Raw genomic sequence first — 21,491 nt, 5'->3', positions numbered from 1 at the left:
TTTTGTTCCCCCCGGCCTTTGTTCAGGTAAGCTTCGTCCTTTTTTTTTATACACATCAAGTTGTGTAAAAGAGACGGCGGCGCCCGGGCGCGGGACCGCCCCGCCTGCACCGCCTGCCACGGTGCGGCCATGACCGGCGTCAGCCCCGCCGTGCCGGGCCTGCTGGGACTGCCACGCGACTACCTGGTCGGCCAGCTCGGTGCCTGGCAGACCGGCTTGCGCCAGGCCTTTGCGCCCGATTGCATGGCCCACGTCGCGAAGCGCCTGGCACCGGCCGATGTGGCGGCTGTGTCCAGCTGGCTCGCGGCTCAGCCCTTGCCGGCGGATGCGCACCCGGCACCGCCGACCCGCGAGCCCTTGCCGCTGAAATGCGGCCTTTCGCCCCAGCGCAGCGGGGGAGCGCGATGAACTTCACCCCCTTGCGCACCGCGCTGGCGGTCCTGCTGCTGGCCTGCGGCGTGCTGACGGCGGCCGTGTGGTCCGAACTGCGCGGTGAGGCCCTGCCCGAGACGGCCGCAGTGGCGCCTGCCACGCCGGAGCAGGTGGCGCGCGGGGCCTACCTGGCGCGTGCCGGCAACTGCATGGCCTGCCACACCGCACGCGGCGGCGAAGCCTATGCCGGTGGCCGCAGCATCGACACCCCCTTTGGCACCATCGTCGCCGGCAACCTCACCCCCGACCCGGAAACCGGCCTGGGCCGCTGGTCGCCCGAGGCTTTCCGCCGCGCCCTGCATGAGGGCCGCTCGCGCGACGGCCACCTGCTGTACCCCGCCTTTCCCTACACCCACACCACGCAGATGCCGGACGCCGACGTGGCCGATCTGCACGCCTACCTGCGCAGCCTGCCCGCGGTGCGACAGGCCAACCGGCCGCACAGCCTGCGTTTCCCCTACAGCACCCAGGCCGCGCTCGCCGTCTGGCGGCTGATGCACTTCGAGCCGGGTCGCTTCCAACCCGATCCCGCGCAGTCCGCCGAATGGAACCGGGGCGCCTACCTCGTCAACGGGCCGGCCCACTGCGCCGCCTGCCACAGCGAACGCAACGCCCTGGGCGGCGCCATCGGGTCCCTGGGGGCCAGTGCCATGCCCGACGGCCGCTGGCTCGCGCCCTCCCTGCGCGACCCGCAACAGGCGGGCGTGCAGCCGTGGGCCGTCGAACGCATCGTTGCACTGCTTCAGCAAGGCAGCGTGGACGGGGCCTCGGTCATGGGCCCCATGGCCGAGGTCGTGTTCCACGGCACGCAACACCTGCGCACCGAAGACCTGCGGGCCATGGCCGTCTACCTCCAGGCGGTGCCGCCGCAGCCCGCGCCAGCGCTCGAATTCGAAGCGGCCGACGCCTCGCAAAAGGCGCTGGGTGAACAGCTTTACCAGCGGCACTGTGTCGACTGCCACGGCGCCCAGGGGCAAGGCGCCGTCGGGGCCTACCCCCCGCTGGCCGGCAACCGCGCCGTCACGATGGCGTCGTCCGTGAACCCGGTTCAGGCCATCCTGAGCGGTGGCTTTGCACCCGCCACCGCCGGCCATCCGCAGCCCTACGGCATGCCACCGTTCCGCACCCTGCTGAACGACACCGAGGTCGCGGCGGTGGCCAGCTTCATCCGCCAGAGCTGGGGCAATCAGGCGGGCGCGGTGTCTTCGCTGGACGTGCAACGCGTGCGCTGAGTTCGGTCTTGCGTCGCGTGGCGCCTGGGTGACCGCGCGGTGGGGCACCGGGTCACTACCATCGCGCCATGAACACCGCCACATCCTCCGACGAAGGCCGCATCAGCACCGAGCTGCGTGGCCATGTGCTGCTGATCGGCATCGACAGGCCAGCCAAGCGCAACGGCTTCACGCCGGCTATGCTGCGCGCGCTGGCCGAGGCCTACACCCGGCTCGATGACGAGCCCGCGCTGCGCGTGGGCGTGCTGCACGCCCACGGCGAGCACTTCACCGCCGGCCTCGACCTGCCCAGCTTCGCGCCCCTGATGCAGCGCGGCGAGTACGCCGTGCCGCATGGCCTGGTGGACCCGCTCAACCTCGGCGACGCCGGCTGGCGCCGCCGCACCAAGCCGATGGTGGTGGCGGTCAAAGGCATCACCTACACGCTGGGCATCGAACTCATGCTCGCGGCCGACATCGTGGTCGCGGCGGACAACTGCCGCTTCTCACAGCTCGAAGTCCAGCGCGGCATCATGGCCACCGGCGGCGCCACGCTGCGCATGGCCGAACGCGCGGGCCTGGGCAACGCGCTGCTGCACCTGTTGACCGGCGATCAGTTCGACAGCGCCGAAGCGCTGCGGCTGAACTTCGTGCAACGCGTGGTGCCCGCGGGCACCGAGCTCGACGAAGCCCTGCGCATCGCCGACGCCATCGCGCAGCAGGCCCCGCTGGCCGTGGTGGCGACGCGGCTCAACGCACTCAAGGCGGTGGAGCAGGGGCCGCTGGTCGCCATGGCCGAGTTCGATGCGGTGCAGCAGCGGCTGGCGAACAGCGAGGATGCACGAGAGGGTGTGGCTTCGTTCAAAGAGAAGCGGGTGGCGGTGTTCAAAGGACGCTGAGCCACCACCGATCGGCAGATCGATTCAGCTGCCTGCAGAAAACCGCGCCAGCAGCGCCTCACCCCACTCCCACGGCCCGGTGAGCGTCAGCGTCACCGTGGTCCAGCCGCCGTCGGTCTGCACCTGCTGGTCGGCGTCCCAGGCGCCGCCTTCGTCCAGCGGGCCGCGCGGGCCCGGTCTGTGTCGTTCGGCCCAGTCCAGCACGGCCTGCACCTCGGTCAACACCGCAGGCAGCTCGGCCGCGCGCACGCTGGCCATGGCGTCCCAGGTGCCGGTGCCTTCACCATCGTCGCTGGCGTCGAAGATCAGGTATTGAAATGTCATGCCGTGATTGTCTGCGTGTTGGGCCATGCAAAACGGCGCCCGAAGGCGCCGTTTTGCTTTGTCGAGAACGCGGCGAAACCGGCTTTGCCGGGCCGCATCGCGTTGCCCCCTTGAGGGGGTGACGCACCGCAGGTGCGGCGCGGGGGCGGGCTTTACTGAGCGGCTTTCACTTTCAAACGCCAGGCATGCAACAACGGCTCGGTGTAGCCGCTGGGCTGGGCCAGGCCTTTGAACACCAGGTCGCAGGCGGCCTGGTAGGCCATGCTGGTCTTGAAGTTGCCGGCCATTTTCTTGTAGAACGGGTCGCCCGCGTTCTGCTGGTCCACCACCGCGGCCATGCGCTCAAACGTCTCGCGCACCTGCTGCTCGGTCACCACACCGTGGTGCAGCCAGTTGGCCATGTGCTGGCTGCTGATGCGTAGCGTGGCACGGTCTTCCATCAGGCCCACGTTGTGGATGTCAGGCACTTTGGAGCAGCCCACGCCCTGGTCGACCCAGCGCACCACGTAACCCAGGATGCCCTGGGCGTTGTTGTCGAGTTCCTGCTGCTTCTCGGCCGCGGTCCAGTTCGGGTTGGCGGTCACGGGGATGGTCAGCAGGCCGGTGAGCAGGTTGTCGCGCTCGGCGTTGGCGTCGATCTTCTCCATCTCTTTCTGCACCTCGGACACCAGCACCTGGTGGTAGTGCAGGGCGTGCAGCGTGGCGCCGGTGGGGCTGGGCACCCAGGCGGTGTTGGCACCGGCCTTGGGGTGGGCGATCTTCTGCTCCATCATGGCCTTCATCAGGTCGGGCATGGCCCACATGCCCTTGCCGATCTGTGCCTTGCCGCGCAGGCCGCAGGAGAGGCCCACCAGCACGTTGTTGCGCTCGTAGCTCTGGATCCAGGCGCTGGTCTTCATGTCGCCCTTGCGCACCATGGGGCCGGCCAGCATGGCGCTGTGCATCTCGTCGCCGGTGCGGTCCAGGAAGCCGGTGTTGATGAAGGCCACGCGGCTGGCGGCGGCTTCGATACAGGCCTTGAGGTTGACGGACGTGCGGCGCTCTTCGTCCATGATGCCGAGCTTAACGGTGCTCTCGGGCAGGCCCAGGACCTGTTCGACGCGGCCAAACAGCTCGCCGGCAAACGCCACTTCGCGCGGGCCGTGCATCTTGGGCTTGACGATGTAGACCGAACCCTTGCGCGAGTTGCGGATGGCGTCCTTTTTCGTGCGCTTCAAGTCGTGCATGGCGATGGTGGTGGTGACCATCGCGTCCAGGATGCCTTCGGGAATCTCTTTGCCCTCAGCGCCCCACAGCACGGCGGGGTTGGTCATGAGGTGGCCGACGTTGCGCACGAACATCAGCGAGCGGCCGTGCAGGCGCACGCCCTTCTTGCCGTTGGGGGCCGTGTATTCGCGGTCGGCGTTCAGGCCGCGCGTGAGCGTCTTGCCGCCCTTTTCGAACGATTCGACCAGCGTGCCCTGCAGGATGCCGAGCCAGTTCTGGTAGGCCAGCAGCTTGTCTTCGGCGTCCACCGCGGCCACGGAGTCTTCCAGGTCCAGGATGGTGGACAGCGCGGCTTCGACCACGAGGTCGCTCACGCCAGCGGCGTCGGTTTTGCCGATGGGCGTGCTGCGGTTGATCTGGATGTCCAGGTGCAGGCCGTTGTGCTTGAGCAGCACGGCGCTGGGCGCTTTGGCCTCGCCCTGGAAGCCGATGAACTGGCTCTTGTCGGCCAGCTTGCTGGTGCCGCCTTCGGCCAGGCCGACGACGAGTTCACCGTCCTTGTTGACCTTGTAGCCGGTGGAGCCGAGGTGCGAACCCTTCTTCAGCGGGGCGCAACGGTCGAGCACGTAACGTGCGTATTCAATGACCTTGGCGCCGCGCTTGGGGTTGTAGCCGCCTTTTTTCCCGACCTTTTCACAGCCCTTGTCTTCGCTCAGCACGTCGGTGCCGTAGAGCGCGTCGTACAGGCTGCCCCAGCGCGCGTTGGCGGCGTTGAGCGCGTAGCGCGCGTTCAGGATCGGCACCACCAGCTGCGGGCCGGCCTGCGTGGCGAGCTCGTCGTCCACGTTCTTGGTGGTGGCCTTGACCTTCTTGGGCACGGGCACGAGGTAGCCGATGGTTTCCAGGAACTTGCGGTAGGCCACCATGTCCCGGATCGGGCCGGGGTTGGCTTTGTGCCAGGTGTCCAGCTCGGTCTGCAGGCGGTCGCGCTCGGCCAGCAGGGCAGCGTTCTTCGGGGCGAGGTCGGCGACGATGGCGTCGAAGCCTTTCCAGAAGGTTTCGGCGCTCACGCCGGTGCCGGGCAGCACGCGCTGGTTGATGAAGTCGTAGAGCGCGGTGGCGACCTGCAGGCCGTGAACGGAAGTGCGTGCGGTGGTGGCGGACATGGCAATACCTCGAACAGGTGAAACGAACTGGGCAGGGGTGTCAGGTGTCCCGGACTGCGCGGACCAGGGGGCGGCCGCGCCATGCACGGGAGAAGGAAATCCCCCACGCCGGGACACACGAGGGACGATGTTATTCCATACCTGGATCGGTATTAAATAACAGAGGACCGATTGATAAGTGACTTTTATGCGGGTAATTTGCCGCGTTGGAGCGGCAAAGCATCACTCATTTGGCGGGCGCATACAGACCGTGGCGGTCCATGCGCTGCTGCAGCGTGTCGACGCTCACGTCCAGCATCGTGGCCGCCGCCGGCAGGTCCCAGTGGGTTTCTTCCAGGGCGCGCACGAGGTGCGAGCGCTCCAGTTCGTCGTTGCGGGCGAAGACCGGCTGTTCCGATGGCTTTTCAGCGAAGTCCACGGGTGCGCTGGGCGTGAGCAGCAGGTCGGTGGAGGAAATGCGGCCATCGGTGCTCAGCAGCACGGCGCGCTCGATGACGTTGCTGAGTTCACGCACGTTGCCTGGCCAGGTGTGTTGCAGCAGGGCGGCCTCGGCGGAGGGGTCGAGCGTGGTGGGCGGCTTGTTGTAGCGCTTGGTGAACACGGTGGTGAAGTGCTGCGCGAGCAGCCAGAGATCGCTGCCACGGGCACGCAGCGGCGGCACGCGGACCGCGAACACCCGCAGCCGGTACAGCAGGTCGGCGCGGAACTGCCCGGCGCGCATCATCGCCTCCAGATCGCGGTTGGTCGCGGCCACGACGCGCACATTGATCTGCCGGTCGGTCACGGCGCCCAGCCGGCGCACGCGGAGGTTTTCCAGCACGCGCAGCAGCTTGGCCTGCAGACCCAGATCGAGCTCGCCGATTTCGTCGAGGAACAGGGTGCCGCCGTCCGCCGCTTCAAACAGCCCGATGCGCCGTTCGGCGTGGTCGCCGCCCTTTTCGTAACCGAAGAGTTCACCCTCCATGAGGTGCGCGGGCAGCGAGGCACAGCTGACTTCCACAAAGGCGCCCTTGGCCCGCGGGCCCGAAAAATGGCAGGCGCGGGCCACCAGTTCCTTGCCCGAACCGGTCTCGCCACAGATCAGGATGGGGGCGACGGGGGAGGCGTCGGCGGGTTCGTTCTGTATCAGCACCTGGATCAGTTCGCGCAGGGCCTGGATCGGGCGCGACTCGCCCAGGATGCATTCGATGCCACCGTGTTCGGCATCGCGGCGCTTGTAGTAGTCGAGCGCACGGCGGGCATTGGCCTCCACCAGGGCCCGGTCGATCACGTCCTTCAGGGTCTTGAGCGGGACCGGCTTGGTGAGCAGGTCGAAGGAGCCCGCCTTCATGGCGTCGACCGCGACCGCCACGTTCGCGTGGCCCGACACCATCACGGTGCGCACCTGGTCGTCGTTGCGGTGCAGTTCGCGGATCACTTCGAGCCCGTTGATCCCGGGCAGCTGGTAGTCCACGATCGCCACATCGGGCATGAGACGGCGGGCCGCCTCCAGGCCCGCGACGCCATCGCCGGCGATCTCCACCGTGTGGTGGTGTTGCTGGAAGAAGCGTGCGATGTTCTTCGCCAGCATCGGCTCGTCTTCGATGACCAGTAGGGTTGCCATGGTGCAGCTCTCGGGTTGGGGCTTTCAGGCCGGTTGGGTCAGGCAGGGTGCGGAACGGGGCAGCAGGATCTCGACGACGGTGCCCTTCGCACCCGCCGGCGCCAGCGTGAGGTGGCCCTGCCATTGCTCGACCATGCGCTTGACGAGGGCCAGACCGATGCCCAGGCCGCCGCCTTTGGTGGTGAAGAACGGGCGGAACAGGCGCTGCTGCACCTCGTCCGAGATGCCTGTGCCACTGTCCGAGAGCCGGATGCCGGCCAGCGTGGGCGTGCTGCACCAGCTGATGTCCAGATGCCCCCCGCCGGGCATGGCTTCGATGGCGTTGGCCATGATGCTCAACAGGATCTGCCGCAGGGTGGCCGGGTGGGCATCGACCTGCAGGGCCGTGGTGCTGTCCACGTTCCAGACGATGTGGCGGCGGTTCATCTCGGGGGCCATCTCCAGCAGGCAGGTGTCGACCAGCGGCCCCAGGTCCACGGCTTCGGGCTGCAGCTGGGGCGCCTGGGACACGTGCACCAGTTCCGTGATCCAGCGGTCGGCCCGGTCCACGGCGTCGATCACTTCCTCACTCACTTCGCTGATCTCGTCTTCGTCGAGGTGGCCGCCGTTCATGAGCTCGGCCGCCGAGCGGATGGAGGCCAGCGGGTTGCGCAGGTTGTGGGCCACGGCGCTGGCCAGTTCGACCGCCGAGGCCAGGCTTTGCGCTTCGGTCAGGCGCAACTGCTGGTCACGCAAGGTCTTGTCGGCATGCGCGACGATCCAGTACAGGGTGACAAAGAGGCCGATGGCACAAAGAAAGCAGGCGATCCAGAGCTGCTGGAGGCCGCGGTGGATCGCGGCGTTGAGCTGGGTGGGGTACTTGTAGAGTTCCATGACGCCCAGCACCCGGTTGCTGTCCTGGGCCAGGATCGGCATGTAGGTTTCGACAAAAAAACCGTCGTGCCCCGACATGCCGACATGTTCCGCTTTGCTGTCCTTGAACGCTTCCTCGATGTTGATGCTCTCCGCATGCACTTCGAGGCGGCCCATGAGCGCGGTGTCGAGTTCGGGGTTGTCCTCGAACTTGCGGCCGACCAGGCTCTTGTTGGTGGACCACAGCACGGACTTGTCGAGCCCGTAGGCGTTTGAGCGCACGGTGTCGCGCATGGCGACGATGTGCTCCATGGAGCGCAGGAAGCGTTGACGGAGCTCAGGGTCGGTGGGGTTGGCGAGGAACTCGGCCGACTGGTCGGTCGTCAGCAGGTTCTGCATGAAGGCCCGGGAGACTTCGCCCTCGCGCTGCAACATGCGCTCGGTCAGCACGTTGGACAGCACCAGACCGAGCACGATGGCGATCGCCGAGATCACAAGCAGACTCGCCAGCGCGAACCGTTTGCGCAGGTTCAACGGCTGTGGGGGCCTCAGGATCTCGGAAACGGTCATTTTGTGTAACCTGGTGTCCAGTTCCGGCGCGCAAGGAATTCGGCGTGTACGGTTGGTTACATTGCCAGTGGCCCCAGGGGCTGTCAATACCGAGAACTGGGTATCTTGCGGCGCCATGGACACCCATGGCCGCAGCGCCGAAAGTGGCCACCGGTGCTTGGCTGGCAGGGGATCGCGCGGCGCACCGGCCGGGGTAACACCGCTGCGACTCTTTGTAACGACAGGGTCGGGGCGCTACAGTCGATCCACTCGGGTATTCCCACATGATCTGCTGCTTGGACGCCGGAAAAAGCCGTCCATCTTTTGTCCATGGGCCCTGCGAGGGTTCGATCCGGCGCAGGGGGTGCGGGCATGATGTGCACCTTGATGAACGAATCCGAAGCCATGAACGCCGAGCCCAACGCCCCAGCCTCCACCATCCCGCAGCCGCTCAAGGGCCTGCGCGTGGTCGAGTTCACCCACATGGTCATGGGCCCCACCTGCGGCATGGTGCTCGCCGACATGGGGGCCGAGGTCATCAAGGTCGAACCCATCGACGGCGACCGCACGCGCCACCTGCTGGGCTCGGGCGCCGGGTTTTTCCCGCTCTTCAACCGCAACAAGAAGAGCATCGCGATCAACCTGCACCACCCGGATGGCGCCGACGCTGCTCGCCGCCTGGCGGCGAGTGCCGACATCGTGGCCGAGAACTTCAAGCCCGGCACCATGAAGAAGTACGGGCTCGACTACCAGGCCCTGTCGCAGGTGAATCCGCGCTGCATCTACGTCAGCCACAAGGGCTTTCTGCCCGGCCCCTACGACCACCGCACCGCTCTCGACGAAGTGGTGCAGATGATGGGCGGCCTGGCCTACATGACCGGACGCCCCGGCGACCCGCTGCGCGCGGGCACCAGCGTGAACGACATCATGGGCGGCATGTTCGGCGCCATCGGCGCGCTGGGCGCGCTGATCCAGCGTGGCATCACCGGCAAAGGGCAGGAGGTGCAGAGCGCGCTGTTCGAGAACAACGTCCTCCTGGTCGGCCAGCACATGCTGCAGTACGCCATCACCGGCCAGGCCGCGGCGCCCATGCCCGAGCGCATTTCGGCCTGGGCGGTGTACGACGTGTTCACCGTGAAAAATGGCGAACAGATTTTCCTGGCCGCTGTGAGCGACGCGCAATGGGCCACGTTTTGCGATGCGCTCGGTTTCGCCGACCTCAAGGCCGACCCGCGCTATCCCGACAACAACGCCCGCGTGACGTTGCGCCCCCAGTTGCTGCCGATCTTGCGCGAGCGGCTGGCCCAGCGCAGCGCCGCCGAACTGGCCACGCTGTTCGAAAAAGTGGGCCTACCCTTCGCGCCGATCCGCAAGCCCGAAGAGCTGTACGACGACGAACACCTGCTGGCCACCGGCGGCCTGGCCGACATCACCCTGCCCGACGGCGCGCGCGCCGGCCAGACCGCCAAGACCACGCTGTTCCCCTTCACCATGGACGGCCACCGCCTGGGCGTTCGCCTGCAGCCCCCCACGACGGGGCAACACACCAGCGAGCTGCTGCAAGGCCTGGGCTACGCAGCGTCGGACATCGAACGCCTTCGTGCGCTCGCGGCCGTGGCCTGAACCGGGGGCCCTCAACCATGCGCACCGCTCTCGACGTCCACATCAGCGAAGTCGGTCCACGCGACGGACTGCAGTCCGTCAAGGCCACCATGCCGACAGCCGACAAGTGCCGCTGGATCGACGCACTCGCCGCGGCCGGCCTGCGCGAGATCGAAGTGGGTTCCTTCGTGCCCGCGAAGCTGCTGCCGCAGATGGCCGACGTGGCCGCTGTGGTGCGGCACGCGCTCACCCTCACCGTCTCGCACCCCGGTCTGCGCGTGATGGCGCTGGTGCCCAACCGGCGCGGCGCCTGGGCCGCGCTGACGGCTGGCGTGCACAAGCTCACCCTGCCGGTGTCGGCGAGTGAAGCGCATTCGCTGGCCAACGTGCGCAAGACGAGCGCGCAGATGGTCGAAGAACTGCGCAGCGTGGTCGCGCTGCGCAACGAGGTCGCGCCCGGCGTGCCGGTGGAGGTGGGCCTGTCCACCGCCTTCGGTTGCACCTTGCAGGGCGCGGTGGCCGAAGACGACGTGATCCGCCTCGCACTCGCCTGTGTGGAGGCGGGGGTGGACGAAGTCGGCCTGTCCGACACCACCGGCATGGCCCACCCGGCGCAGGTGCGCCGCCTGTTCACCCGGTTGCGCGCCGAGCTGGGCTCGCACGCAGGCGCGGCCCACATGCACAACACGCGTGGCCTCGGTCTGGCCAACTGCCTGGCAGCGTTCGACGCCGGCGTGCGCAGTTTCGACAGCTCGCTCGGCGGCCTGGGCGGCTGCCCCTACGCGCCGGGCGCCAGCGGCAACGTGGTCACCGAAGACCTGGTCTTCATGTTCGAGGCCATGGGCGTGTCCACCGGGATCGATCTTCAGCAACTCTTTGCCGCGCGCGAACCGCTCAAAGCCGGCCTGCCCGGCGAGCCGGTTTACGGCATGACGCCCGAAGCCGGCCTGCCCAGGGGCTGGCGCGCCTGAGGTTCAGGAAGGCCTCCCGGTCAGCCGGGGCAGGGGCGGCCTTCCGTGGTGGATGCAAGCCCTCGGCTGGAATAAACTCTTTGCGGAACGCGGGGTTCGCGTTCGTGCCTGTTGTGTTTTTCAGAGGAGGTTGGATATGAAAAGATCTCTGTGGGGCCTGTGTGCTGTGTGCGTGGCTTCCCTGCTGTTGACCGCCTGCGGCGGCAATGACGATGGTTATGGATCGGTGGCCGTGAGTGATTCGACGCGGCGCGTGGCCATCTCTACCGGCGCGCTGACGCAGTCGGTCGCCAACGACGAAGCGCGCGACGAATGTGATGCCAGCGATTGCCGGGTGGTGCTCCAGTTCGAGCAGTGCGGTGCGGTCTCCGCGGGCACCAAGGCCGGTGGTGGTTTTGTGGTGGTCGCGAAAGGGGCGGGTACGGCCTTCGATGCGCAAACAGCGGCCAACAACGCCTGTACCGCCCAGGGCGGGGAGGGTTGCGGCCCGATCCCCAACCTCGAAGCGCAGTGCAACTGAGCTGCGCTTGAGCACGGAAGCGCTCCGGTCGGCCGGAGCGCGCTGGCGTTGCCGGCCACGTCGCCTCAGTGTGGCGAATTTGGTTATAAATTGATGCATGATTTCCGTTGATTACCCTCTTTTGTTGAGGTAATCTGCGGTTCCATGGACAAGCTCAAGCAGCTCGAAACGTTCGCCTCCGTGGCGACCCGTGGCAGCCTCACCGCCGCCGCCAAAGCCGAAGGCGTGGCCCCGGCGATCATCGGGCGCCGGCTCGACGGGCTGGAGTCGCGCCTGGGCGTCAAGCTCATGGTGCGCACCACGCGCCGCATCACCCTCACGCACGAAGGCAGCGCCTTCCTGGAGGATTGCCAGCGCCTGCTGACCGACCTGGCCAACGCCGAAGCCAGCGTCAGCGCCGGCGGCGTCAAGGCCAGCGGGCACCTGCGCCTCACCGCACCGGCCGGCTTTGGCCGCCGCCACGTGGCGCCGCTGGTGCCGCGCTTTCGCGAACTGCACCCCGAGGTGACGATCTCGCTCAACCTGAGCGACCGCGTGGTCGACGTGGCCGGCGAGGCCTACGACTGCGCGGTGCGGGTGGGGGATCTGCCCGACTCCTCGCTGGTGAGCGTGCGCCTGGCCGACAACCGCCGGCTGTGTGTGGCCACGCCGAAGTACCTGCAGCAACACGGCCGACCCGCCACGCCGGCCGATCTGGCGCGCTTTGACTGCCTCACCCTGTCCAGCGATGCCTCGCAGACGCGCGGCTGGGCCTTTGCGGTGCCGGCGGCCGAAGGGGGCGGCACCGACCTCGTGCACCTGCGCCCGGGGGGGCCGCTGGACTGCTCGGACGGGCAGGTGCTGCACGAATGGTGTCTGGCCGGTTATGGCATCGCCTGGCGCAGCATCTGGGAGGTGGAAGCCGACATCGCGGCCGGTCGGCTGGAGGCCGTGCTGGAGGACTACGCTGCGCCGCCCAACGGCATCTTCGCGCTGTTCCCGCAGCGCAAACACCTGGCGCTGCGCGTGCGGCTGTGGATCGACTTTCTCAAGCACCACTACGGGCAGCCCGATTTCTGGTCGGTCGGTCGTGTCTGATCTCGCGCTACAGTCTGGGCTTCGTGCCGCCGTTGGCGGGTGATCGAGTTGATGGGGGAAGACATGAAACACGGATTCAAATACCTGGGCGTGGTGATGGCCTTGCTGCTGGCGGGTTGCGGGGGTGGTGGCGACGACGTGTCGCTGCCCAGCGCGGCTGAGCTGTGCGGCAGCGTGGGTGTGCAGCCCAAGATCGCGAACGGCAGCAACTGCGCTTCACCCGAAAAAACGCCGGTGATCCTTCTGGTGGTGGTGGGTGCCGGGGGCAACTCCAGCATCTGTTCGGGCGTGCTGCTCACGCCGGTCAAGGTGTTGACGGCGGCGCACTGTGTGCCCGCCGGCACCAGCCGGGTGGCGGCGGCGGTGTGGCGCGCCGACGGCAGTGTCAAGGCGTTGAATGCCAGTGGCTGGGTGGCCCATCCCGGCTTCGCACAAAATAGTTCCGGCTATGTGAACGATGCGGCCGTGGTGACTCTGCCAGCCGCCATGCCCAATCCCACCATGCCCCTGCTGGTCAGCCAGCCGTCCAGTGTGGGAGACGGGGTGTTCCTGTCGGGATGGGGTGGCCCGGGTTTCGAGTTCGCTGTGGGTTATGCGAGCCTGACCTCGGTCAATGAAAACCACGTGGGCTTCACCTACACCGGCGCCCTCAGCAACGCCTGCGCCGGGGATTCGGGGGGGCCGGTGTACCGGGCCGCGGGCGGGCGCCAGGGCGTGGTCGGACTCACGTCGTCCGGCACGGCGGCCAATTGTGAGGTGGGCGACCGTTCGCTGTTCACCAACACGCAGGGTGCGTCGGTGCTGGGCTTCATCCGTTCGCAGGCGCCGGGCGCGGCGGAAATCTGAAGCCCGGTCGCTGACCCTTTCGGCCCTGCGAGCGTCAAACCGCCAGCGGACCGTAGAGATCCGGTCGCCGCGCGGACCACGGCGACGACCGGCGCGCACCGTCGAGGGCTTCCCGTGTCAGCGTGGCGAACAGCAGTTCCCCGTCGCGGCCGGCGCGGCTCAACACGCCGCCCTCGGGGCCGGCCACGGTGCTCAGTCCGCCGTAGTGCATGCCCGGTTCGTGGCCGCAGGCGTTGGCGTAGGCCACGAACACCCGGTTTTCGCAGGCGCGCGCGGGCACCAGCAGGTTCTGCACCTCGTCGAACGCCGCCATGTTGGCCGTGGGCACCAGCACCGCGTCCACCCCCTGCAGCGCCAACAGGCGCACGGTCTCTGGAAACTCCACGTCGTAGCAGATCAGCAGGCCCAGGCGCCAGCCACGCCACTCGAAGACCTGTGGCGCGGTGTCGCCGGCGCTGAACTGCGCGTGGTCCAGCCCGCCATACAGATGGGTCTTGCGGTAGTTCATCAGCCGCGCGCCGTCGGGGCCGATCACCTGCACGGCGTTGAAAGGCTTTCCTTGCGGGTGGTGCTCGGGGTAGCCATAGACGACGGCGATGCCGTGGCGCTGCGCGGTGCCCGCCACCGCCTGCGCCAGCGCGCCATCGGCCGGCTCGGCCAGGGCCTGCACACGCTCGGCGCCGATGGCGTAGCCGGTGAGGCCCATCTCGGGGCACACCAGCAACTGTGCGCCCTGTGCACGGGCCTGGGCGGCCTCGTCATCAAGCCCTTGCAGCGCCTCGGCCGGGGTGGCTGCGTAGGGGGTTTGCCAGAGGGCGAGGGTGAGCGGTTCGGTGTTCATGGGGGCAGCGGCGGTGGCCGTCAGTCGGGCAAGGCCATGGGGCCGATCTGCGTGAACACGTCGCCTGGCCCCGGGTTGGCCGCGTGACACCGCCCGCCCAGGTGGTGCACGATGCCCCAGACCGCGTTCAGCGAGGTCTGCACCGCGCCTTCGACCCAGGCCGGCGTCCACGACACATCGTCGCCGGCGATGAAGATGCCGCGCTCGGCGTCGGGAAAGGCGTCCTGCATGAAGTGGCTGTACATGCGGTGGTTGTAGCGGTAGTGGCCCGGCAGGGCACCCTTGAAGGCGCCGAGGAAATGCGGGTCGGCTTCCCACGACACGCTGATCGGGTCGCCGATGATGTGACTGGCGATGTCCACGTCGGGGTAGATTTTCTGCAACGCCGACAGCGCGAGTTGCACACGCTTCTGTGTGTCGTGCGGCAGCATCTTGAGCGCGTCGCCCATCCAGGCGTAGCTCAGGCAGATCACGCCCGGCTTGTCCGGCCCGTTGTCGAACAGGTAGGTGCCGCGCGTGAGGCGATCGGTGAGCGTCATGCCCAGCGTGGGCCAGCCGTCGGCCTTCAGGTCGTTCCAGAACGGGCGGTCGACCATGACGAAGGTCTTGCTCGACTGCATGTAGCGTGTTCGGTCCAGCGCCATCCAGTGCTTCTGCGAAAACAGCGACTCTTCCACCGCGATCTGCGTGGTCAGCAGCCAGCTCTGGCAGGTGGTGAGCACGGCCGGGTAGTGGCGTGTATTGCCCCAGGTGTCGGTCAGCGCGAGCTGGCCGTCGGGTGCTCGCGCGATGGCCGTCACGCCCGGGCGCGGCGCACCGTGGTGCAGGCGGGCCAGCGTGGTGCCGGCGGGCCAGTGGCGCAGTTCATGTGCCCCGGGTGCGTGGTGCCACAGGCCCACGGGAACCTGCTGCGCGCCGCCCACGATCAGGTGCTGGTTTTCGTCGCAACCGGTCAGCACCACGCGCAGGATCTCCAGCATGGAGTTGGGGAAGTCCGAGTCCCAGCCACCGGTGCCGAAACCCACCTGGCCAAACACCTCGCGGTGGCGGAACGAGAGAGCGGCAAACGCCGGCGATTGCGCCACGAAGTCGTAGAAGGTGCGGTCGTCCCACAGCGGCACCAGGCGGTCCCACAGGGCTTTGAGGCGCGGCACGTCACGCGCGCGCAGCGCCTGCTGCAGGCCGCTGAAACCGGCGCCGTCTTCGAGCGCGCTGGCCCAGGCCTCGGCCACCTCGGCAAACAGCGGCGGCAGGTCGGCCAGGTGGCGCGCCCAGTGTGTCTGGCCTTCGAGATCGATCACGGTGCAGCCCGCGGCGGGGGTGAGCGGGTTGGGGAAGGGCCGGGTCTGCAGGCCGAGCCGGTTCACGTAGTGAAAAAACGCGGTGCTCGACGCCGGAAAGCGCATGCCGCCGAGTTCGGCCACTACACCCTGGCCGCCTTCGAACGGCTGCGAGCGCAGCCGCCCGCCCATACGCGAAGCCTCGTAGACCACGGGCTTGAGGCCCAGCTTCATCAGCTCGTAGGCCGCCACCATGCCGGCCATGCCCGCGCCCACGATGGCGACCTCGCTGCCCAGGCGCTCGGGCGGCAGCTCGCCCAGCCCCTGCGGGTGGGTGATCCAGTCGTCGAAGGCAAACGGAAAGTCCGGGCCGAAGATGGTGACGGGGGCGTCGGCGGTGCGGGTGGCGGTCATGGTGGGGCTTTCAAAACAGGCTGGTCAGAAGCCACGCGGCCGTGCCCCACATCATCAGCGCCACGGCGCCGTCCAGCAAGCGCCAGATGTGCAGCGAATTGAGGCGCTGGCCGAGCCAGAACGCCGCAGTGCCGAGCACAACGAACCACACCACCGAGCCGGCGGCCGCACCCAGGCCAAAGGTGGTGCTGCCCTGCCCGTAAGCCAGCGAGGCGCTGCCGATGAGCACGGCGGTGTCGAGCCAGGCGTGCGGGTTGAGCACCGAGAAGGCCAGCGCCGAGAGCACCGCCTGGCGCCGTGTCACGGGCGCTGGTGCAAGGCGTTGCGTGCCGGGTTCATCGCCCAGCGAGACCGTGGCCCGGGGTTTCAGGAAACGCTGGAACGCCTGCCAGCCGTAGACGCCGAGGAACAGCACCCCGGCGCCCACCAGCGCGCCCAGCAGCTTGTCAGAGAGGCCGCCGAGCTGCGCCAGACCGATCACCCCGAGCGAGATGAGCACGATGTCGGCCCCGGCGCATACGGCCACCGTGAGCCAGAGGTGCTGGCGCTGCAGGCCCATGCGCAGCACGTGCGCGTTCTGGGGACCGATCGCCATGATCAGCGACATGCTCAGCACCATGCCGGCGGTGAAGGTGGGGAAGGTCAGGGTCATGGCGGTTTTCCGGGTCGGTCGCCGGCACCCGTCACAGGGGCGCATCGGTCATGGGCCAGAGTCTGCCGCCGGGGTCGAAAAAGTTAAACCGTTTCAATCAAAAATCGAGTTGGTTCAAAAATACTTGACCGATGATCCGCTGGGCGTTCAGGTCTCCAGCCGGGTGTGCGAGGGCGTCTCACCGAACAGGGCCTTGTAGTCCTGGCTGAAGTGGCCCATGTGCCAGAAACCCCAGCGCGCCGCCAGGTCGCCGATGGTCCGTTCGCCGGGGGCGCTGCGCAGTTCGCGCCGCACCGCGTTCAGCCGCACCAGACGCAGGTAGCTGGCGGGGCTGATGCCCAGGCTGTCCTGGAAGCAGTTCTGCAGCGTGCGGCGGGTGATGTGCAGTTCCGAGCACAGGCGCTCCACGCCCAGGTATTCCAGGGGTCGTTCGGTGACGAGTTCGCGCACCCGGCGCACCACGTCCTGCCGGCGCTGCTGGCGCGGGGTGACGGCGTCGGCCTGGTCGGCGGGCATCAGGGTGTCGGCCAGCACGGTCATCAGGGCTTCGCGCAGGCTGCGGCGGCTGGCTTCGTGGGCCAGCGCGCCGGGGTCGGCCTCCAGGCCACGCAGCACCTCGCGCAGCAGACCCACCAGCCGAAAGCGCTGGGTGGCGGTGAGCGTCTGCAGGCGCACACCCGGGCTGCGTGCCGGGGCGGCCTCGGCCTGGTCGCGAGCGCGCACATGCGCCAGCAGTTCGCGGGGGTCGAACACCAGGCCGTAGAGGCCGTAGCCGGCCGGCACCTGCAGGTCAAAGGCCTCGCTGCCGTCCGAGATCATCAGTTCGCGACCACCGACCGGGCGGCCCATGAAGCGCAGGCCGGCGGGCTGTTCGGGCACCGACAGGCCCAGCCAGACGCCGCCCCGCCAGGGCCGGCAGTGCTGGCTGGTGGCGCAGTTGGCCACTTCCTCGAAGGCCTGCAGCGGGCCGTCGAACAGCTCGCGCACCTGGCCCTGGAACACGCCCGGCGACGTCTGTACGTAGTCCTGGTCCCAGGCGTCGAGGTTGCGGGCGTGCACGTCCACTTCGCGCGTGCGTTTGACGCGAAAGCAGGCGGGCTGGGCAGGGCTGGACGTGGGCATGGCAGGGCTCCTTCGGCACGCGCAGCGCCGGGGTGCAGCGGGAGTATCAAGTTCCGTGCCACGAGCGGACTGATGGAAAACCCGCGCCCGGCTATCCCATTTCGGAAAAATGCACCGGGGTGGGGGCGAGTTTCCGATCCGGGATACCGCGGAGGGCGGTGAACCCTGCACGATGCACGCCGGGTCGTCCGAGCCAGGTCTCGGGCATCACTTTCACATCTCACGAGGACACGCCATGTCATCCGCATCCAAACAGGTCGCCCGGGAGCTCAAGCCCGTGCTGGGCACCTTCTCGCTCTGGGGCATCGCCGTCGGTCTGGTCATTTCCGGCGAGTATTTCGGCTGGAGCTACGGCTGGGCCAGCGCCGGCACGCTGGGCTTCCTGGTGGCCACGCTGTTCGTGGCGCTGATGTACACCACCTTCATCTTCAGCTTCACCGAGCTGTCGACCTCGATCCCGCACGCTGGCGGCCCGTTCGCCTACGCGCGCCGCGCCTTCGGGCCGACCGGCGGCTTCATCGCGGGTTTTGCCACGCTGGTGGAGTTCGTGTTCGCACCACCGGCGATCTCGCTGGCCATCGGTGCCTACCTGAACGTGCAGTACCCGTCGCTGGACCCGAAGTGGGCGGCGGTGGGTGCCTACGTGATCTTCATCGGCCTCAACGCGGTGGGCGTGGGCATCGCGGCGGCGTTCGAGCTGTTCGTCACCATCCTGGCGGTGATCGAGCTGCTGGTGTTTGCCGGTGTCGTCGCGCCGGGCTGGTCGCTGGCCAACTTCACCGCCAACGGCTGGGCCGGCTCGCCCGACTTCAGCATGGGCACCTGGGCCGGCATCTTCGCGTCCATCCCGTTCGCGATCTGGTTCTTCCTGGCCATCGAAGGCGCGGCCATGGCCGCCGAAGAGGCCAAGGACCCCAAGCGCACCATCCCCATCGCCTACATCACCGGCATCCTCACGCTGGTGGCGCTGGCCTTCCTGGTCATGGTCATGGCCGGCGGCGTGGGCGACTGGTCCAAGCTGTCCAACATCAACGACCCGCTGCCCCAGGCCATGAAGATGGTGGTGGGCGAGTCCAGCGGCTGGCTGCACATGCTGGTGTGGATCGGCCTGTTCGGCCTGGTGGCCTCGTTCCACGGCATCGTGCTGGGCTATTCGCGCCAGATGTTCGCCCTGGCCCGCGCCGGCTACCTGCCGGCGATGTTCGCCAAGGTCCACCCGCGCTTCCGCACCCCGGTCAACGCCCTGGTCGGCGGCGGCATCGTGGGCATCGCGGCGGTGTTCAGCGACCAGTGGGTCACCATCGGCGGCCTGCCGCTGACGGCCAACATCGTCACCATGGCGGTGCTGGGCGCGCTGGTCATGTACATCATGTCCATGGCGTCGCTGTTCAAACTGCGCACCAGCGAGCCGAAGCTGGACCGCCCCTTCCGCGCACCGATCTACCCGCTGTTCCCGGCCATTGCCATCGTCTGCGGCGTGGTCTGCCTGGCGGCGGTGGTGGTCTTCAACCAGCTGCTCTCGCTGATCTTCCTGGGCTTCATGGCGGTCTGCTATCTCTATTTCCGCCTCACCGCCGCCCAGCGCGACGCAGCACCGCACGACGCCATGCTGGCCGCTGCGGCAGAATGAAATCCACGGTGTGACCCCATCCGCACCAAGGAGCCGCTGACGTGAACCTGAGCGCAACGCTGGGACTGCAGACCTTTCGCTTCGGCAGCCTGCGCGAGGTGATGGCCAAGGCCACACCTTTGCGCTCGGGCGACGCGCTGGCGGGCCTGGCCGCCGCCACCGAGCAGGAGCGGGTGGCCGCACGCTGGGTGCTGGCCGACGTGCCGCTGCAGCGCTTCCTGGACGACGCGCTGATCCCCTACGAAACCGACGAGGTCACGCGGCTGATCATCGACGGGCATGACCGCGCCGCCTTCGCGCCGGTCAGCGGACTGACGGTCGGCGGCCTGCGCGACTGGCTGCTGTCCGACCGGGCCACGCCCGAGGCGCTGGCGCGGCTGGCGCCCGGGCTCACGCCCGAGATGGTGGCCGCCGTCAGCAAGATCATGCGCAACCAGGACCTGATGCTGGTGGCGCGCAAGTGCGAGGTGGTCACGCGCTTTCGCAACACGGTCGGCCTGCGCGGCCACCTCTCGGTGCGGCTGCAGCCCAACCACCCGACCGACGACCCGGCCGGCATCGTCGCCAGCCTGATCGACGGCCTGCTGCACGGTGCGGGCGACGCGGTGATCGGCATCAACCCGGTGTCCGACAGCGTGCCCGACCTGGTGCGCCTGAACCAGGTGCTGGCCGAGGTGATCGAACGCGGCGCCGTGCCCACGCAGAGCTGTGTGCTCACCCACGTCACCAACACGCTGCAGGCGATCGCCCTGGGCGCGCCGGTGGACCTGGTGTTCCAGTCCCTCGCCGGCAGCGAAGCAGCCAACCGCTCGTTCGGCATCGACCTCGCCCTGCTGGACGAGGCCCACGCCGCGGCGCTGGCCCTCCAGCGCGGCACGGTGGGCGACAACGTCATGTATTTCGAGACCGGCCAGGGCAGCGCGCTCTCGGCCAACGCCCACCACGGCGTGGACCAGCAGACCTGCGAGGCCCGCGCCTACGCGGTGGCGCGGCGCTACCGGCCCATGCTGGTGAACACCGTGGTCGGCTTCATCGGACCCGAGTACCTGTACGACGGCAAGCAGATCATCCGCGCCGGGCTGGAAGACCACTTCTGCGGCAAGCTGCTGGGCCTGCCCATGGGCTGCGACATCTGCTACACCAACCACGCCGAAGCCGACCAGGACGACATGGACAATCTCATGGTGCTGCTGGCCAGCGCGGGGCTGAACTTCCTGATCGGCGTGCCCGGCGCCGACGACGTGATGCTCAACTACCAGAGCACCTCCTTCCACGACGCGCTGGTGCTGCGCGACCTGCTGGGCCTGAAACGGGCGCCGGAGTTCGAGGTCTGGCTGCAGCGCGTGGGCGTGACCGGTGCCGACGGGCGCCTGCTGCCCGCTGCCGCACAGACTGCCCTGGCGCAGCGCCTGTGGGCCCTGCCGGAGCCCGCATGAAACCGCTCGTTCCAGACGCAGCAACGCCCCCTCCGACGCCAGCGCCGCGGTCCGATGGAGACCCCGGTCCCGACCCCTGGGCCCACCTGCGCCAGCACACGCCGGCGCGCATTGCGCTCGGCCGTGTCGGCGTGAGCCTGCCCACACGCGAGGTGCTGGGCTTCTCGCTCGCCCATGCGCAGGCGCGCGACGCCATCCACCTCCCGCTGGACCTGGCCACGCTGGTGGATCAATTGCTGGCCGACGGCTGGCCGGCGCCGCTGAGCCTGCACAGCCGTGCGCACGACCGGCACCAATACCTGCTGCGCCCCGATCTGGGGCGCCGACTCGACGACGCCAGTGTGGCCGCGCTGCAGACCTGGCGCACGCAAAACGCCGCGCCCGATCTGGCGCTGGTGGTGGGCGACGGCCTCTCGGCCCTGGGCATCCAGCGCCACGCCGCGCTCTTGCTTGCGGCCATCCGTGCCGCGCTGGGTGGGCGGCTCACGCTCAGCCCGCCGGTGCTGGTGCGCCAGGCCCGCGTGGCCGTGGCCGACGAGGTGGGCGAACAGCTCGGCGCGCGCATGGTCGCCATGGTGGTGGGCGAACGCCCGGGCCTGAGTTCACCCGACAGCGTGGGCATCTACCTCACCCAGGCCCCCCGCGTCGGCCGCAACGACGCCGAGCGCAACTGCATCTCCAACGTGCGGCCCGCCGGGCAGGACCCGCTCACCGCCGCGCGGCGCCTGGCCTGGCTGGTGCACGAAGGCCTGCGCCTGGGCGTGACTGGCGTCGGCCTCAAGGACCACAGCGGCCTGCCCATGGTGGCCCACGCGCCTGCTGCCCCGGTTGCTGGTTAAACTGGGCTGAACCGATCAT

Annotated in this window: 19 protein-coding genes; 11 read left to right on the top strand and 8 right to left on the bottom strand. The window is 68.4% G+C overall.

What is annotated here, in order from left to right:
* Positions 1–129: 129 nt before the first annotated feature.
* The 3 genes from F3K02_RS01715 (at position 130) to F3K02_RS01705 (ending at position 2,542) form a co-directional block, all read left to right on the top strand.
* The gene (locus F3K02_RS01715) at positions 130–408 is read left to right on the top strand and encodes a hypothetical protein (RefSeq protein WP_425485553.1); all 279 of its coding nucleotides are present in this window, start codon (positions 130–132) and stop codon (positions 406–408) included.
* A complete protein-coding gene (locus F3K02_RS01710) occupies positions 405–1,664 on the top strand; it encodes a cytochrome c (protein ID WP_210822416.1) in 1,260 nt (419 codons plus the stop codon). The genes F3K02_RS01715 and F3K02_RS01710 overlap by 4 nt, the downstream gene beginning before the upstream one ends.
* 68 nt (positions 1,665–1,732) lie before the next feature.
* Positions 1,733–2,542 carry a crotonase/enoyl-CoA hydratase family protein gene (locus tag F3K02_RS01705; protein WP_177132605.1) on the top strand — a complete coding sequence of 270 codons (810 nt, stop codon included), beginning with the start codon at positions 1,733–1,735 and terminating at the stop codon, positions 2,540–2,542.
* A 24-nt stretch (positions 2,543–2,566) separates the two neighbouring features.
* Here F3K02_RS01705 and F3K02_RS01700 read toward each other — a convergent pair whose 3' ends face one another.
* The 4 genes from F3K02_RS01700 to F3K02_RS01685 form a co-directional block, all read right to left on the bottom strand.
* A complete protein-coding gene (locus F3K02_RS01700) occupies positions 2,567–2,866 on the bottom strand; it encodes a hypothetical protein (RefSeq protein ID WP_177132603.1) in 300 nt (99 codons plus the stop codon).
* A gap of 152 nt (positions 2,867–3,018) precedes the next feature.
* Complete coding sequence (locus F3K02_RS01695; protein WP_177132601.1) at positions 3,019–5,238, bottom strand: malate synthase G; 2,220 nt, start codon at positions 5,236–5,238, stop codon at positions 3,019–3,021.
* Between the two features lie 226 nt (positions 5,239–5,464).
* Positions 5,465–6,841, bottom strand: coding sequence for a sigma-54-dependent transcriptional regulator (locus F3K02_RS01690; RefSeq protein WP_177132599.1), 1,377 nt, complete (start codon positions 6,839–6,841; stop codon positions 5,465–5,467).
* Positions 6,842–6,865: 24 nt separating this feature from the next.
* Complete coding sequence (locus tag F3K02_RS01685) at positions 6,866–8,263, bottom strand: sensor histidine kinase (RefSeq protein WP_177132597.1); 1,398 nt, start codon at positions 8,261–8,263, stop codon at positions 6,866–6,868.
* Positions 8,264–8,629: 366 nt separating this feature from the next.
* Here F3K02_RS01685 and F3K02_RS01680 point away from each other — a divergent pair, with 366 nt between their 5' ends.
* The 5 genes from F3K02_RS01680 to F3K02_RS01660 all read left to right on the top strand — a co-directional run bounded on the left by F3K02_RS01680 (position 8,630) and on the right by F3K02_RS01660 (position 13,258).
* Positions 8,630–9,865 carry a CaiB/BaiF CoA transferase family protein gene (locus F3K02_RS01680; RefSeq protein ID WP_246309060.1) on the top strand — a complete coding sequence of 412 codons (1,236 nt, stop codon included), beginning with the start codon at positions 8,630–8,632 and terminating at the stop codon, positions 9,863–9,865.
* A 17-nt stretch (positions 9,866–9,882) separates the two neighbouring features.
* Complete coding sequence (locus F3K02_RS01675) at positions 9,883–10,815, top strand: hydroxymethylglutaryl-CoA lyase (RefSeq protein ID WP_177132594.1); 933 nt, start codon at positions 9,883–9,885, stop codon at positions 10,813–10,815.
* Positions 10,816–10,951: 136 nt separating this feature from the next.
* Positions 10,952–11,335, top strand: a complete 384-nt coding sequence (locus F3K02_RS01670; protein ID WP_177132592.1) for a DUF4189 domain-containing protein — start codon at positions 10,952–10,954, stop codon at positions 11,333–11,335.
* 144 nt (positions 11,336–11,479) lie between these two features.
* Positions 11,480–12,412 (top strand): LysR family transcriptional regulator, encoded by a 933-nt coding sequence (locus F3K02_RS01665; protein ID WP_177132590.1) that lies wholly within the window; start codon positions 11,480–11,482, stop codon positions 12,410–12,412.
* 63 nt (positions 12,413–12,475) lie between these two features.
* A complete protein-coding gene (locus tag F3K02_RS01660) occupies positions 12,476–13,258 on the top strand; it encodes a S1 family peptidase (RefSeq protein WP_177132588.1) in 783 nt (260 codons plus the stop codon).
* 34 nt (positions 13,259–13,292) lie between these two features.
* Here the strand turns inward: F3K02_RS01660 and F3K02_RS01655 are convergent, their stop codons facing one another.
* The 4 genes from F3K02_RS01655 to F3K02_RS01640 all read right to left on the bottom strand — a co-directional run bounded on the left by F3K02_RS01655 (position 13,293) and on the right by F3K02_RS01640 (position 17,567).
* Positions 13,293–14,099 (bottom strand): carbon-nitrogen hydrolase family protein, encoded by an 807-nt coding sequence (locus tag F3K02_RS01655; protein WP_177132586.1) that lies wholly within the window; start codon positions 14,097–14,099, stop codon positions 13,293–13,295.
* A gap of 20 nt (positions 14,100–14,119) precedes the next feature.
* Positions 14,120–15,793, bottom strand: coding sequence for a flavin monoamine oxidase family protein (locus tag F3K02_RS01650; protein ID WP_177132584.1), 1,674 nt, complete (start codon positions 15,791–15,793; stop codon positions 14,120–14,122).
* A 10-nt stretch (positions 15,794–15,803) separates the two neighbouring features.
* Positions 15,804–16,445, bottom strand: a complete 642-nt coding sequence (locus tag F3K02_RS01645; protein ID WP_177132582.1) for a LysE/ArgO family amino acid transporter — start codon at positions 16,443–16,445, stop codon at positions 15,804–15,806.
* 147 nt (positions 16,446–16,592) lie between these two features.
* On the bottom strand, positions 16,593–17,567 hold the full coding sequence (locus tag F3K02_RS01640) for a helix-turn-helix domain-containing protein (RefSeq protein ID WP_177132580.1): 975 nt from the start codon (positions 17,565–17,567) through the stop codon (positions 16,593–16,595).
* A gap of 235 nt (positions 17,568–17,802) precedes the next feature.
* Here F3K02_RS01640 and eat point away from each other — a divergent pair, with 235 nt between their 5' ends.
* The 3 genes from eat to eutC are packed head-to-tail and all read left to right on the top strand — an operon-like array spanning position 17,803 to position 21,472.
* Entirely contained in the window at positions 17,803–19,197 is a 1,395-nt protein-coding gene (gene eat, locus F3K02_RS01635; RefSeq protein WP_177132578.1) for an ethanolamine permease, read from the top strand.
* Positions 19,198–19,238: 41 nt separating this feature from the next.
* Positions 19,239–20,633 carry an ethanolamine ammonia-lyase subunit EutB gene (locus F3K02_RS01630; protein ID WP_177132576.1) on the top strand — a complete coding sequence of 465 codons (1,395 nt, stop codon included), beginning with the start codon at positions 19,239–19,241 and terminating at the stop codon, positions 20,631–20,633.
* A complete protein-coding gene (eutC, locus tag F3K02_RS01625) occupies positions 20,630–21,472 on the top strand; it encodes an ethanolamine ammonia-lyase subunit EutC (protein WP_177132574.1) in 843 nt (280 codons plus the stop codon). Before F3K02_RS01630 ends, eutC begins: the two co-directional genes overlap by 4 nt.
* Positions 21,473–21,491 lie beyond the last annotated feature (19 nt).

Source organism: Hydrogenophaga aromaticivorans (genome assembly GCF_013387465.1).
In the GTDB taxonomy this organism is placed as follows: Bacteria; Pseudomonadota; Gammaproteobacteria; order Burkholderiales; family Burkholderiaceae_C; genus Hydrogenophaga; species Hydrogenophaga aromaticivorans.
This window is presented reverse-complemented; position numbering and strand designations above follow the sequence as displayed.